12 protein-coding genes are annotated in these 13,703 nt (G+C 65.8%); 9 read left to right on the forward strand and 3 right to left on the reverse strand.

The genetic code is table 11. The annotated features are described in order from the left end of the window. On the reverse strand, window positions 1-525 hold a 525-nt coding region (locus tag GY769_20600; protein ID MCP4204321.1), incomplete at its 3' end, for a CapA family protein. 245 nt (window positions 526-770) lie between these two features. Here GY769_20600 and GY769_20605 point away from each other — a divergent pair. The 7 genes from GY769_20605 to GY769_20635 all read left to right on the forward strand — a co-directional run bounded on the left by GY769_20605 (window position 771) and on the right by GY769_20635 (window position 8,116). Next, window positions 771-1,796: a type I glyceraldehyde-3-phosphate dehydrogenase gene (locus tag GY769_20605; GenBank protein MCP4204322.1), complete on the forward strand. Its 1,026-nt coding sequence runs from the start codon at window positions 771-773 to the stop codon at window positions 1,794-1,796. Then, window positions 1,793-2,800, forward strand: coding sequence for a type I glyceraldehyde-3-phosphate dehydrogenase (gap, locus tag GY769_20610; protein MCP4204323.1), 1,008 nt, complete (start codon window positions 1,793-1,795; stop codon window positions 2,798-2,800). The genes GY769_20605 and gap overlap by 4 nt, the downstream gene beginning before the upstream one ends. Before the next feature lie 171 nt (window positions 2,801-2,971). After that, window positions 2,972-3,964: an ATP-binding cassette domain-containing protein gene (locus GY769_20615; protein ID MCP4204324.1), complete on the forward strand. Its 993-nt coding sequence runs from the start codon at window positions 2,972-2,974 to the stop codon at window positions 3,962-3,964. Further along, complete coding sequence (locus GY769_20620) at window positions 3,964-4,779, forward strand: hypothetical protein (GenBank protein MCP4204325.1); 816 nt, start codon at window positions 3,964-3,966, stop codon at window positions 4,777-4,779. Before GY769_20615 ends, GY769_20620 begins: the two co-directional genes overlap by 1 nt. A gap of 13 nt (window positions 4,780-4,792) precedes the next feature. Next, window positions 4,793-5,629 carry an ABC transporter permease gene (locus tag GY769_20625; protein ID MCP4204326.1) on the forward strand — a complete coding sequence of 279 codons (837 nt, stop codon included), beginning with the start codon at window positions 4,793-4,795 and terminating at the stop codon, window positions 5,627-5,629. Window positions 5,630-5,672: 43 nt separating this feature from the next. Then, window positions 5,673-6,818, forward strand: a complete 1,146-nt coding sequence (gene proB / locus GY769_20630; GenBank protein MCP4204327.1) for a glutamate 5-kinase — start codon at window positions 5,673-5,675, stop codon at window positions 6,816-6,818. Window positions 6,819-6,823: 5 nt separating this feature from the next. Then, entirely contained in the window at window positions 6,824-8,116 is a 1,293-nt protein-coding gene (locus GY769_20635; GenBank protein MCP4204328.1) for a glutamate-5-semialdehyde dehydrogenase, read from the forward strand. 173 nt (window positions 8,117-8,289) lie between these two features. On the opposite strand, the gene GY769_20640 is transcribed toward GY769_20635, so the two are convergent. Together GY769_20640 and GY769_20645 are read right to left on the reverse strand one after the other, a co-directional pair. Continuing rightward, entirely contained in the window at window positions 8,290-9,894 is a 1,605-nt protein-coding gene (locus GY769_20640; GenBank protein MCP4204329.1) for an alpha-amylase, read from the reverse strand. A gap of 458 nt (window positions 9,895-10,352) precedes the next feature. Beyond that, window positions 10,353-10,907: a hypothetical protein gene (locus GY769_20645; GenBank protein MCP4204330.1), complete on the reverse strand. Its 555-nt coding sequence runs from the start codon at window positions 10,905-10,907 to the stop codon at window positions 10,353-10,355. A 330-nt stretch (window positions 10,908-11,237) separates the two neighbouring features. Here GY769_20645 and GY769_20650 point away from each other — a divergent pair, with 330 nt between their 5' ends. Together GY769_20650 and GY769_20655 are read left to right on the forward strand one after the other, a co-directional pair. Then, the gene (locus GY769_20650; GenBank protein ID MCP4204331.1) at window positions 11,238-11,879 is read left to right on the forward strand and encodes a hypothetical protein; all 642 of its coding nucleotides are present in this window, start codon (window positions 11,238-11,240) and stop codon (window positions 11,877-11,879) included. A gap of 290 nt (window positions 11,880-12,169) precedes the next feature. Continuing rightward, window positions 12,170-13,703, forward strand: a 1,534-nt coding sequence (locus GY769_20655) for a DUF3459 domain-containing protein (protein ID MCP4204332.1), incomplete at its 3' end; no start/stop codon positions are given.

A 13,703-nucleotide genomic window follows, 5' to 3' on the forward strand; every position in this document is an offset into this window, starting at 1 on the left:
CCAGTCCAGAACGTGGTTGTTGGCTAACACACAGCAGTCGATTCCGGCGGCCGTCAGACAGGCCACGTTGTCCGGGTGCATGCGGTAGTTGATGCCCTTGAGCTGCCAGTCCGAGCTAGTGGTGACGCTGGTCTCCAGGTTGATGATGCGCAGGTCGGGTCGACAGCGCTCCACTTCTGCGAGAGCCTCGCCCCAAATGTAGGTGGGCTCGACCGAACGCGGGATCGACCCGCTGGCCCGTTCGGCCAGCTTCACATAGTCGACGGCTGATTCGACCCAGCGCTCGTGGAGTCGCGGATCCGAGGGTACGCTGAGAATCTGGTCGATGCCGCGGCCGGTCATGACGTCGCCGCACAGAAAGAGCGTGATCTTCCCTGCGCGGTCCGCCGCCGGCTGGTCCACTCGCTGTGGCGCGGACCCCTCCGTTGTCTGCGCCCGGGGCTGGGCCCGCCCGCGTCGCCGCGAGGCAGCGAGCGCGAGGGCGACAAGCCCCGAGAAACGCAGGAAATCGCGCCGGCTCGGCATCGTGAATCCGGTCGCGTCAAGGAGACGTCGCCGGCTCCGTTTTCAAGTGTACGCCCGTCTGGGAAGGGGGTCGAGGCGGAGGTCGAGACCGTGGCAAAACCAATCGGGAGGGGACACGAAGGAATCGTGTCCCCGGTTGGGAGGGGACACCTTAGGAATCGTGTCCCCGATGTAGACTTCGCGGCTGTCGGCGCGTAGGCTCGATTCCGGGCCTGACGCCCGTCGAAGGAGAAACCATGAGACCGATACGTGTGGGCCTGATGGGCCTGGGGAGGATCGGGCGGAATCTGTTCCGTATCCTCTACAAGAGCGATGACATCGAGATCGCCGTGATCGACGAGATCGCCGATCACGACTCTCTCGAGTACCTGATTCGTTTCGATACGATGCTGGGGCCGTTTCCGGACGAGCTCTCGATCAAAGAGGGTCACCTCTACGTCGCTGGAAAGCAGATTCCGATGACGGCAAACGAAAGCCCGGCCGATGTGCGCTGGGCGGATCACGGTGTCGACATCGTGATCGAGGCCGCCGGGCGCGAGCGGACCCGTCAGGAGCTCGAGCAGCATCTGGAAAACGGCGCCAAGCGGGTCATCCTGTGCGCTCCGCCCAAGGACCCGCCCGATCTGACGGTCGTGATGGGCGTCAATGACGATCGGCTGGGCCCTGAGCACCGGATTGTCTCGAACGCCTCCTGCACCGCCCACTGCGCGGCGCCGATCGTCAAGATCCTCGACGACGCCTTCGGCATCGAGCGCGCCTTCTTGAGCACCGTCCACGCCTACACGAACCAGCAGCGGCTGGCTGACGTGCCGTCCGAGGATCCGCGCCGGGGCCGGGCGGCCGCAGAGAACATCATTCCTCAAGAGACCAATGCCGCGGCGGTGGTGGCATGGCTGCTGCCGACGCTCAAAGGCAGGATCTCGGCCAAGGCGATCAACGTGCCGGTGCGAAACGGCTCGGTGGTCGATCTGGTGTGCTGGCACAAGAAACCGGTCACCGAGACCGCGATCAACGAGGTCGTGCGTACGGCCGTGTCGAGCGACTGGCAAGGGATCGTCAAGTACGAGGACGACCCGATCGTCTCGAACGACATCATTCAGAGCCCCTACTCGAGCACTTTCGACTCGCTCGCGACCATGACTCTGGGCGACAACGTCTCGAAGACGCTTTCCTGGTACGACAACGGCTGGGGCTATGCCCATCGGGTCGTGGATCTGATCCGCCGGCTCGGCGCCTTTGACGACTCAGCGGCCGCAAAGGAGGTGGCGTGATGGCGATTCGGGTTGGCATCAACGGTTTCGGCCGCATCGGCCGGAGCGTCTTTCGGATTCTGAGTGACCGCGAAGACATCGAAGTGGCCGCGATCAACGATCTTTTCGACAACGAGCAGCTTGCCTATCTGCTGCGCTATGACACCGTGATGGGGCGCTTCGACAAAGGCGTCTCGCTCGACGGCGACGTCATGCACGTCGGCTCGGACGAGGTCGCGATGACCGCCGAGCGCGATCCCGCGAGCCTGCCCTGGAAGAAGCTGGGGGTGGACTACGTGGTCGAGTCGACCGGGGTTTTTCGCACTCGCGAGCCGCTCGAGAAACACCTCGCCGCGGGCGCACGCAAGGTCGTCTTGACGGTTCCGCCCAAGGACGAGATCGACTTCATGGGGGTACTGGGCGTGAACGACCATCTGCTCGAGCCCGAGCACAAGATCGTGTCGAACGCGTCGTGCACGACCAACTGCCTGGCGCCGCTGGCGAAGATCCTCGACGACGAGTTCGGGCTCGAGGAGGGTCTGTTGACGACGGTTCACGCCTACACCAACGATCAGCGTCTCGCCGACGTGCCGCACAAGTCGATCCGGCGCAGCCGGGCCGCGGCCGAGAACATCATTCCGACCTCGACCGGCGCGGCTCGGGCAGTGGGCAAGGTGCTGCCGAATCTCGCCGGCAAGCTCGATGGCATGGCCATGCGCGTGCCGGTGCCCGACGGATCGATCGTCGACCTGGTGTGTCGCCTGGGCAAGAAGGCGAGCTGCGGCGAGGTCAACCAGGCGGTGAAGGCGGCCGCGGACGGCCCGATGAAGAGCGTGGTCGAGTACTCCGAGGATCCGCTGGTGTCGAGCGACATCATCGGCAACCCGCATTCGTCGATCTTCGACTCGCTGTCTACCTCCACCTGCGAGAACGGCTATGTGCGGGTGGTGTCGTGGTACGACAACGAGTGGGGGTATTCGAACCGGGTGGTCGACTTGATCGAGCGTCTCGGCACGTTCGAGTAGTCTCGGGCGACACCCTTCGCTTCGCTCGAGGGCAAGCGGAGGCCGACAGGTGCGCGCGTAGCGAAACCAGTCGGGAGGGGACGCCTTGAGAAAGATGTCCCCGAACATGCCAAGATCGGGCCACGTTTCTCTTTCGCCCGCGCCGGGCTTGTCGAAAGCTGAGGTCGAGAAGTGCCCATCATCGAGGTCGAGCGCGCGCGCAAGGTTTTCCGCGTAGCGCAGAAGACGCCGGGGCTCGGCGGCTCCCTCAAGGCCCTGTTTCGGCCCAACATGAAGGACGTGGTCGCCGTCGACGAGGTGAGCTTTCGAGTCGATCCGGGCGAGATGGTGGGTTACATCGGCGTCAACGGTGCCGGCAAGTCCACCACCATCAAGATGCTCACCGGCATCCTGGTGCCGACCGCGGGCCGCATCACCGTGATGGGGCGGGTTCCCCACCGCGAGCGGGTAGCCAACGCGGCCGAGATCGGCGTCGTCTTCGGACAGCGCACCCAGTTGTGGTGGGATTTGCCGCTGATCGAGTCCCTGACCCTGATCGGTCACATCTACCAGGTGGACCGGGACCGCTACAAAGGCTTGCTGGCGGAGTTCGCGGAGGCTCTGGAGCTCGAGCCACTGTTCAAGGTGCCGGTTCGGGAGCTGTCGCTGGGCCAGAAAATGAGGGCGGAATTGGCGGCGACGCTGATCCATGAGCCTCGAGTCGTCTATCTGGACGAGCCCACCATCGGCCTCGACCTGATCGTCAAGGAGCGGATTCGGGAGTTCATCAAGGCGCGGAATCGAGAGCGTGGGACGACGGTCATCCTCACCACTCACGACCTGGGAGATATCGAAGAGCTTTGCGACCGGGTGATCATCATCGATCACGGCAAGCTGATCTTCGACGGGCCGCTGGCGACCATAAAAGACCGCTTCGGCGCCCATCGCACGATCAACTTCGATATCGCCGGAACGGTCGACGACCTTCGCCTGCCCGCCGGGGCGGAGCAGATCGAGACCGGCGAGCCCGGGCGCGTCTCGCTGCGCTTCGACCGCCGCGCGACCAGCGCCAGCCGAGTCGCCGCGACCGTGATGGAGCAGGCCGAGGTGCTCGACTTTTTCATCACCGAACCCGACCTCTCGTCGATCGTGCGTCAGATCTACGACGGCGCCCTGGAGAGCTGATGCGGTTCGCCTCGTGGTTGCGCCGAGTCCGGGCCTATACCGCCATCGTCGAGATGGTGCCCAAGCTCTACGTGGCTTACCGCGCCTGGTTCTGGGCGGGCCTGTTCGTTCAGACGCTGGTTTTGGTGATCGTGGTCTATTTCTGGCGAGCGGTCTACGCCGACCGCACAACGCTGGGCGGGCTGCCGCTCCAGCAGACGCTCAACTACGTGATGCTGGCGCAGGTGCTCGTGCCCATGGTCGAGTCGAAGCTGGTCTTCTTCTTCGGGCAGATGCTGGTCGAGGGCAAGCTGATCATGGAGCTACTGCGCCCGGTCGATCTGCAGGCCCGGTTCTGGGTCGAGGCGACGACCTTCCTGTTTATCGATCTCTTCATGCGGCTGCCGCTGGCGGTCTTTGCCTGGCTGGTCTTCGGGCTTTCGCTTCCGTCCGAGCCGACGGTATGGGGGGCCTTTCTGGTCAGTTTGCTGCTCGGTCAAGGGGTGATGTTCCTTTTCAACTGGATCTTCGCCTGCCTTGCCTTCTACACGACCGAGTCGTGGGGCCTGGGAATGGTGCAGCAGGGCGTCGCCACGTTCTTCAGCGGTGCCCTGGTGCCGTTGGCTCTGATGCCCGATTGGCTCGAGCGCCTCGCACTCAGCCTCCCATTCGCCCAGGTTCTCTATATGCCGCTGGCGCTGCTCTCGGGCATCACCCCGGTCGCCGAAGCCCCGAGAGTCTGGCTGGTCCAGGCGCTCTGGCTGGCCGGGCTGCTGGTCGCCTCGCGCCTGATTTTCGGCGTGGCGGTGCGGCGAATCACGGTGCAGGGAGGCTGAGGAGACGTCACGGATGCCCGAATCTACGTCGTTGCGCTTTGACACGGGTGGCTTGAAGACAATGGGTCGCTACCTGTCGCTCTACGGGCATTTCCTGCTGCAGCGCTTCAAGATCCTGATGGAGTACCGGATCAACTTCTTGATCGGCGTCGTTTCGACCGTGGTGCTTCAGGTAGCGGGTCTGCTCACGATCTGGGTGGTGATGCAGCAGGTGCCGGATATCAACGGCTGGGGCTTCTGGGAGATTCTGCTGCTCTACGGTCTGCTGACCCTGGCCAAGTCGATCAACCACATGTTTGCGGACAACCTCTGGACGATCGGACGCGTCTACATCCGCACCGGCGGCTTTGATCGATTCCTGGTGCGACCGATCGACCCGCTCTTCCATCTGCTGGCGGACCGCTTCTGTCACGACGGTATCGGCAACTTCCTGGTTGGCGCGGTGCTGGTGGTGAAATCGATGTCGGCCCTGGAGATCGCGCCGGCGCCGGGCACGATTCTCTATCTGTTGCTCGCGGTGGTAAGCGGCGGCGCCATCTTCATCGCGCTCAATCTGATCACCGCGGTCAGCGCCTTCTGGATCGTCGAGTCGATCCCGGTCACTCAGGCGGTGTTCGAGATGAACGAGTTCGCCAAGTATCCGCTCACCATCTACCCGCGCGCCATCGGCGTGCTGCTCACCTGGGTCGTGCCCTACGGCTTTGCTTCGTTCTATCCGGCGAGCCGGCTGCTGGGCCGGGAAGTCGGGCCGATGACCTGGCTGGGTCTTCCGGTAGCCGCGCTCCTGCTCCTCGTCGGATACCGGTTCTGGCGCTTTGGCCTGCGCCGTTACGCTAGCACCGGTTCGTGAGGGGGGGGCAAGCGGAGACCGACCGCTACGTTAATCTTGGCCTATGAGCATCGATGAGCCGGTCCGGGTGGAGGTGGCCGCGGCGAAGCGGATCGTTCTCAAGATCGGCACCCGGGTAATAGCCGGTGACGATGGGCACGTGCGGCAGGCCCGACTTCTCAACGTGGTCGAGGCCGCGGCCGCTCTGCGAGGGCGCGGACGCGAGGTGCTGATCGTGAGCTCGGGCGCGGTCGGGTTGGGAATCGACGCGCTGGGTTTCTCGAGCATGCCGGAGGACCTCGAAGAGCGCCAGGCCTGCGCCGCGGTCGGCCAGACGCGGCTCATGGGTGTCTACGAGCAGGCCTTCTCGCGCCTCGGTTACACCTGCGGTCAGGTGCTTCTGACCCAAGGCGATTTCGACGATCGCATGCGCTACCTGAATCTGCGCAGCACGCTGATGACGCTGCTTCGCCACGGCGTCATACCGGTGATCAACGAGAACGACGCGGTCTCGACCGAGGAGCTCGCGTTCGAGGAGAACGAGACCCGGCCGGTCTTCGGCGACAACGATCGACTGTCGGCGCTGGTGGCGACCAAGCTGGGCGCGGATTTGCTGGTTCTTCTGACCGACGTCGACGGCGTTTTCGATCGCGATCCTCGCGTCCACAACGACGCGCGCCTGCTGTCGACGATCGAGGCTCCGGGAGCGGGAATCGAATCCGCTAGCGAAACGTCTGCCGCGCTCGGACGAGGCGGCATGAAGAGCAAGGTGGAGGCCGCCCATGTCGTCGCGCGGGCCGGCTGCCAGGCGGTGATCGCGTCGGGCATTGAGGCCGGAGTCCTGGCGGCGGTGCTCGCGGGGCGCGCTCTCGGTACTTGGTTCCCGGCGCGCGGAGAGCTTGCCGCCAAGCGGCGATGGATCGCTTTCGCCGCCAAGGCTCGGGGCACGCTCGAGATCGACGACGGTGCTGTCGAGGCGCTAACCGAGCGGGGAGCCTCGTTGCTGGCGGCCGGCGTCCTTCGCGTCGAGGGCGACTTTCGACCCGGCGACGTGATCGAGCTTCGGGACCGGAGCGGCGGTCTCGTCGGCCGAGGCATGGTCTACTGCGACGCCGACAGCGCCCGCGGCTGGTGTGGCGGCAAGCCGCCCGAGGGCATTCGCAACCACCATGCGCTGGTGCACCGGGATCACATGGTGCTGGAGGGATGAAGACGATGTCGGACCGATCGCTCGAGATGGCCCGCAGAGCCCGCGAGGCCCAGCGCAAGTTGGGCAGCGCCTCGGCCGTGGTTCGAAACCGGATTCTCGAGCGCCTCGCTGTGCTGCTGGACGAACGGCGTGAGGACTTGCTCGAGGAAAACCGCCGCGACCTGGCGGCGGCCGAGAGCGCAGGGCTCGCCGCACCGCTTCTCGGTCGGCTCGGACTGTCCGACTCGAAGCTGGCGACGATGCGGCTAGGCGTCGAGGCGCTGGTGCGCGACCGTGACCTTCTCGGCCGGGAGACTCGTCGAACGGAGCTCGACGAGGGGCTGGTACTGCGCCAGGTGCGCAGTCCGATCGGCGTTCTGCTGGTCATCTTCGAGAGCCGCCCGGACGCGGTCATACAGATCGGTTCGCTCGCCTTGCGCAGCGGCAACGCGGTGCTCCTCAAGGGCGGTGCCGAGGCGAGCCGTTCCAATCGAGCACTGATCGGCTGCCTGCGGGATGCCGTCGAAGCCGAGGGGCTCGACCCCGAGGTCGTCCAGAGCGTCGCAGGGCGGGAGGCGGCCCAGGCGCTTCTGGCTCACGACGCGCTGATCGACCTGGTCATCCCACGCGGCTCGAACGAGCTCGTGCGCTCGATCCAGGCGTCGACGCGGATCCCGGTCCTCGGCCACGCCGACGGCGTCTGCCACCTCTACCTCGACGCCAGCGCCGATCCCGAGGTGGCGGCGAGGCTGGCGGTCGACGCCAAGTGCGACTACCCGTCGGCCTGCAACGCGGTCGAAACGCTGCTCGTGCACCGTGACTTCCTGCCGCGTTTCGAGGGCGTGGCGCGAGCCCTGGTCGATGCCGGCGTCGAGCTGCGCGCGGACGACGAAGCTCGACCGCACTGTCCGGTGGCGCTCGCGGCGGTGGAGGAGGACTGGTCGGCGGAGTACCTCGACCTGATCGTGGCGGTGCGGACGGTGAGCGATCTCGACGAGGCGATCGCTCACATCCATCGGTACGGAAGCGCGCACACCGACGCCATAGTCGCCTCCGATCCCGAGGCGCAGCGCCGGTTCCTGAACGAGGTCGACTCCGCGTCGGTCTTCGTCAACGCCTCGACCCGATTTGCCGACGGCTTCCGCTACGGACTCGGCGCCGAGGTGGGCATCTCCACAGGGCGCATTCACGCCCGCGGTCCGGTCGGCGTCGAGGGCCTGCTCACCACGCGTTGGCTTTTGGAAGGCAGTGGTCAGGTTGCGGGCGACTACGGTCCCGGCAAGCGCTCGTTCAGCCACCGGAGCCTGTCCACGGATTGAGGTAGCCCCGGCGGGTGACCGCCACGGTGAAGGCGGTCGACACCCTTCGCTTCGCTCGGGACCAGGCGGAGGATGACCGTCACGTGGACCTCTGCGATCCGCGCCCGGAGGCCGGCCGTGCGCGCCTCGGAGCGAGCCTCTCTTCGCTCGCGGAGAGGCGGCGCCGGCGGCCTCTATCGGTCGAGCCGCCAGATCCCGGTCGCGCCCGGGGGTAGCAGCAGTCCCAGGTTTCCGGAGGCACCGTTTAGCTGGGCGTTGCCGTCGACATAGATCTCGTCGCGCTCGGGAGCTTCGCGATCGATGCCGGATACCGTCTGGAAGCCATCGGACAGGTTGATCGCGATCAGCACCCGCTCGCTGGACCGACTTCGAACGAAGACCATGATCGAAGGGTTGTCGACGTCCAGAAGCTCGAGGTTGCCGGCGCCGAGGGCCGGCGACGTGGAACGGGCTCGAATCAGACCGCGGTAATGGCTGAGAAGCGATCTCGAGTCCTCGGTTTGAGATTCGACGTTGGTGCGCTGGTGGCCGGGCGCCAGCGGAAACCAGGGTTGTCCGGCGGTGAAACCGCCGCTCACCGTGTCATCCCAGGGCATGGGTGTGCGCTTCGACTCGTCGCCCGAGGTCGGGCCGTTGCCCAGCCCGAGCTCCTCGCCGTAGTAGACGAAGGGCACTCCCGGAAGGGTCAGCAAGATCGACGCGGCGGTCCGCAGCCGGGCCGCGTCGTTGCCGAGCTCGGCGGCCAGGCGACGCTGGTCGTGGTTGGTCAGGAACGGAGTGTCTCGAACGCCCGCCGGATAGGCGGCAGCCATTTCCGACAGCACGGTGTCGATCTCGGTTCGATCTCGGTCACGAACAGCGCGAATGACGGCGCTCGCCAGTGGGAAATTGAAGTTCAAAGGCAGCTCGTCCCCGCCGGGAACGGCGTTAGTCGAGCCGAAGTAGCTCGCGATGGTGGCGGTATCCGACCAGTTCTCACCGACCAGGATCGCTTCCGGGAATCTCTTCCGGATCTTCTTGGCGAATCCGCGCCAGACTGCGTGGGTTGTGGCGGTGTCCGCCTGACCGGGGCCCGGGCCGTTTTCGACCAGGTAACGGGCCGCGTCCAGCCGGAGCCCGGCCGCCCCGCGCTTGAGCCACAGTCGCGCCAGTTTGTTGATCTTCTTTCTGGTCTTCTTGTGGCTCAGATTGAGGTCGGGCATGCCGCTCCAGAAGAGCCCGTAGTAGTAGCTGCCGTCGACCGGGCTCGGGTGCCAGACCGGTCCGTTGCCCCAGGGCTGCGTCCAGCCCGGGTTGGTGTCGCTCCACACGTACCAGTCGCGGAAGGAGCCCGAAGCCGCGGCATCAGTGAACCACGGGTGCTGCGAGCTGGTGTGATTGATGACGAAGTCCAGGATGACGCGGATCCCGCGCCGCTCGGCCTCGATCATCAGCTCCTCGAAATCGGCCAGCTCGCCGTAGTCGGGCTCGATCGATTCGTAGTCGGTGACGTCGTAGCCGTGGTACGAGGGCGACGAGAACACCGGCATGAGCCAGAGTCCGCGAACGCCGAGATCGTCGGTGGTCGCCGGGTTGCCGTCATTCAGATAGTCGAGCTTCGAGGTTAGCCCTTGCAGGTCGCCGATGCCGTCGCCGTTGGAGTCGAAGAACGAGCGCACGAAGACCTGGTAGAAGACGGTGCCGTCGAGCCAGTCGTGCCGCCACGGGGCGGCCGCGGCGGGTGCCGCGAGCGCGATCGCAATGCAGGCTAGGACGGCAGCGGTGGTGAGTCGTCGCATCGAGATCCCTAACGTTGAGCAATATATCCGAGGTCAGAGAAACGGCGGTCCGCCTTGGGCGCCGATCGGCAGGCAGCCATCCAGGGGACGCCTCGGGCTTCTCGGCCTGCCGGGGTCAGGCTCTCGGCTTCGCGCCGCTGCGCGCAAACCGATGCCGCCTGCGAAGGGCGAACTCGAGCGCTCGCGGCGAGCCCCCTGGCCGGCTGCCTGCCGAATCGGCCTGCCCCTGGCGTGCCCGTGGGCTCGGACGATCGGTGGCGGTTGAGGCATCCGATCTGCAAAACATCTGCTGGTTTCGTGCAGGAAAGGCCGGCCGCGTGCCTCTTGCGAGTGAGGTCCGCCGAGCGAGAAGAGCGCACCGGCGGCCTACTGTCGGTGCGGTGGACCCCGGAGTTGGTTCGAGGAATTCGGTCGAGATTCTTCGGCTTTGCCTCAGAATGACAAGGGTATGTGGCCGGCTACATGCCGGCGAGGACCGGGCCGATCAGAAAGGTCGACATGAAGCCGCCGAGCCCGGTCGCCACGCGCTCGAGGTCAGGCGGCAAGACCACCTTGACCACGACCGGCTCGATTGTGATCTTCCAGTCGCCATAGTTCTGCTCCTCACCTTCGTCGGTCAGCACGGTCACGACCTCGCGAGTCTTCGTCTGGCGAGCACCGATGAAGTAGCGGTGGCCGGGCTCGATCACGACGTCCAGCGGATCGACCTGGATCTGCTGGCGCTCGATGGCCTCGAGATCGGGAACCATGCGCTGGGCCGGGCCCTCGGGCCAGACTCGGATAGTGTGCTCTCCCGCCGGCAGCGAGAAGGTGCGCTTCTGGTACATCACCGGCCGCCCGTCGATCTCGTAGATGTGCGCCGGCTCGATGCCCCATCCGACCTCCTCGTCGATCGTGTTGACCACGCGCCCGTCCTTCGGGACCGGCAGCGGCTCCGGAACCGGGTTCGCCGAGCAGGCGAGGAGGCCCAGTCCGGCAGGCAGAAGAAGGGCGGTCGAGATGCGACGATTCACGGCGGCGGCGACTCCTGGCCCGGAAACGATATCTCAAAATGCGCCTTCCGAACCTTGTCATTCCGAGGGAGCGCCAGCGGCCGAGGAATCCCGGCGGGGCGGTGCAGTTCGCCTGAATCGGACCGTTGCCCCGGGATTCTTCGCTCCGCTCAGAATGACAAGGCGAAAGCGGGAACTCCTTCGCAAGCCGGGACCGGCGGAATGACGAGGTGAAAACTGTGCTGACTGAAGCGCTCGGAACTGCGACACTGTCGGCCCTATCGACCAATGCGAGTCGCCCCGTGGTTCCTTGTGAGAGGCTTGGACGAAACCGCACGAGCGAGGCACGCGATGAGCCCCAAGCTGACTCCCAAGGTGATCCTCGAAGGCACCCGCCTGACCTGGAAGACCGAGATCGCCTTTCGCCTCAACGAGCATCCGCGACTGGTCGGTCGGCGCAAGTACCGTTATCACTCGCCGCTGATTTCGGCCGAGTGGTGCGGGTTCACCAACACGCCCTGGGGCCGCGGTCTGATCAACTTCGAGCCCCACGAAGCCGAACGGGCGATGGAGACCTATCGAACCTGGTTGCGCTTGTTCGAGCTGCTGCCGCACTATTCCTGGATCGTCGATCGCTTCCACCTTTCGACGCGGGCGTACCAGCGCCGGGCGCACGGAGTCGATTACGACTTCGGCTGGCTGGAAGAGGGACTGAAGGCGCTCGGCTTCCGCCTGATTCTGTGCACGCGCCGGTCGGAGTCGTTCGTCGCGGCGCGCGAGCGAGGGCTGGCGGTGTCAGGCAATCCGGGTCAGTACGACGACCTCGGCCAGTTCGTTGCCGAGCAGGAGTCGATGCGCGAGCTGGTCCGAGAGTCGGCCCTCGATAGCTTCGAACTGGACGTCTCGGATGACGCTGTCGACGGCGCGGCGGATCGCATCGCCGATTGGCTCGAGGCAACGGGCGGCCTCTACGCCGGGCAGGCGGCGCCGTGAGCCGGGGGAGGCCGGCCGTTGCCGCTGGCGCCCCTGGCGCCCCTGGCGCCAGTAACGCCGCCATCTGGATCGTGGTGGCGCTCCTAGGCTCGCTGGGGCTTCAAGGCTGGGGCTGCGCCCGCGAGGCCACGACGGCGGCTGAGGACGAATCGCGTGGCACCCCGGCCCGGGGAGCTCCGAGGTCGGAACCAGAATCTGAAGACGGTCGACTCCCTTCGGCTGCGCTCAGGGCAGGCGGGGGTCGACCGCCACTGACCGAGGGAGACCGGCCGGAATGGTGGCGGGACCGGGTGTTCTACGAGATCTTCGTGCGCTCGTTTGCCGATTCCACCTCGGGGCCGCTCGCTGACGACGGCATCGGCGACCTCGCCGGCTTGATCGAGCGGCTCGACTACCTCAACGATGGCGACCCGACCACCGACGAGGATCTGGGGATCGGCGGCATCTGGTTGATGCCAACCATGCAGGCGCCGAGCTACCACGGCTACGACGTCACCGATTACTACCGGGTCGAGAAGGACTACGGTACCAACCGGGACTTCGCAAGACTGGTCGAAGAAGCGCACCGGCGAGGCATCCGGATTCTGGTCGACCTGGTGCTGAACCACAGCTCCAGCCGGCACCCCTGGTTCCTCGAAGCGGCGCGCGAGCGATCGCCTCGCCACGACTGGTACATCTGGTCGGACGAGAAGAAGGACTACCTCGGCCCGTGGGGCCAGCCGGTCTGGCATCAGTCGCCGTGGTGGCAGCGCGGCTGGAAGCACTTCAATTACCGTGGCTACTACGGCATCTTCTGGTCCGGCATGCCCGACCTCAACTACCGCAACCCGGAAGTCACCGCGGCGATGTACGAGGTCGCTCGCTTCTGGCTCGAGGACATGAACGTCGACGGTTTTCGGCTCGACGCCGTCCGGCATCTGATCGAGGACGGTGTCGAGCAGAACGACACCGAGGAGACCCATGCCTGGCTGCGTGGATTCCAGGCTTTCTGCAAGTCGGTCAAGCCCGGGGCCCTGCTGGTCGGCGAGATCTGGTCGACCGCCGAGGACGTCGCGAGCTACGGTGCGGATGAGCTCGACCTGGCGTTTCAGTTCCAGCGCGCCTACGAAACGGTGACCGCGGTGAGGACCGGGAGCGCGGGCCCCTTGCTGGCGGAGGAGCGCAAGCTCAGGGACCTCTACGAGCGCGACCGATACGCGACCTTTCTCACCAATCACGATCAGCCCAGGGTGATGACGCAACTGGGCGGCGGCGAGGAAGACGCCAAGCTGGCGGCGACGCTGCTTTTGACCGGACCGGGAGTTCCGTTCGTCTACTACGGCGAGGAGATCGGCCTAACCGGCATCAAACCCGATCCCCTCATTCGCCGACCGATGCATTGGAGCGGAGAGCGCCATGCGGGGTTTTCGGGGCACAAGCCCTGGCAGGCGCTCGAGGTGGGGTGGTCGGAGAAGAACGTCGCCGACCAGACCGGCGACCCGGACTCGCTGCTCGGTCGCTACCGGAAGCTGATTCGGTTGCGCAACAGAAACCCGGCGCTGGCCGTCGGAGGGCATCGGGTTCTGGAGTCGGGGAACGACCACGTGCTGGCGTTTCGCCGAGACTTGCCGAACGAGAGCCTTCTGGTAGTTGCCAACCTGGCCGATGAGCCGATCGCGACATACGGGATTCGGCTTGACCGAGCGCTGCCCGCCGTTGGCCCGGTGGAGCTTCTTCAGGGCGCGACGCTGGCGGTCGGGCGCCGGGAGGCCGATGCCGGGTACCGGCCCCTCGCCGAGCTGCCACCGAAACAGGTCTACATCCTGCGGTTTTCGCCGTCCGGAG

The organism is bacterium, assembly GCA_024224155.1.
In the GTDB taxonomy this organism is placed as follows: domain Bacteria; phylum Acidobacteriota; class Thermoanaerobaculia; order Multivoradales; family JAHEKO01; genus CALZIK01.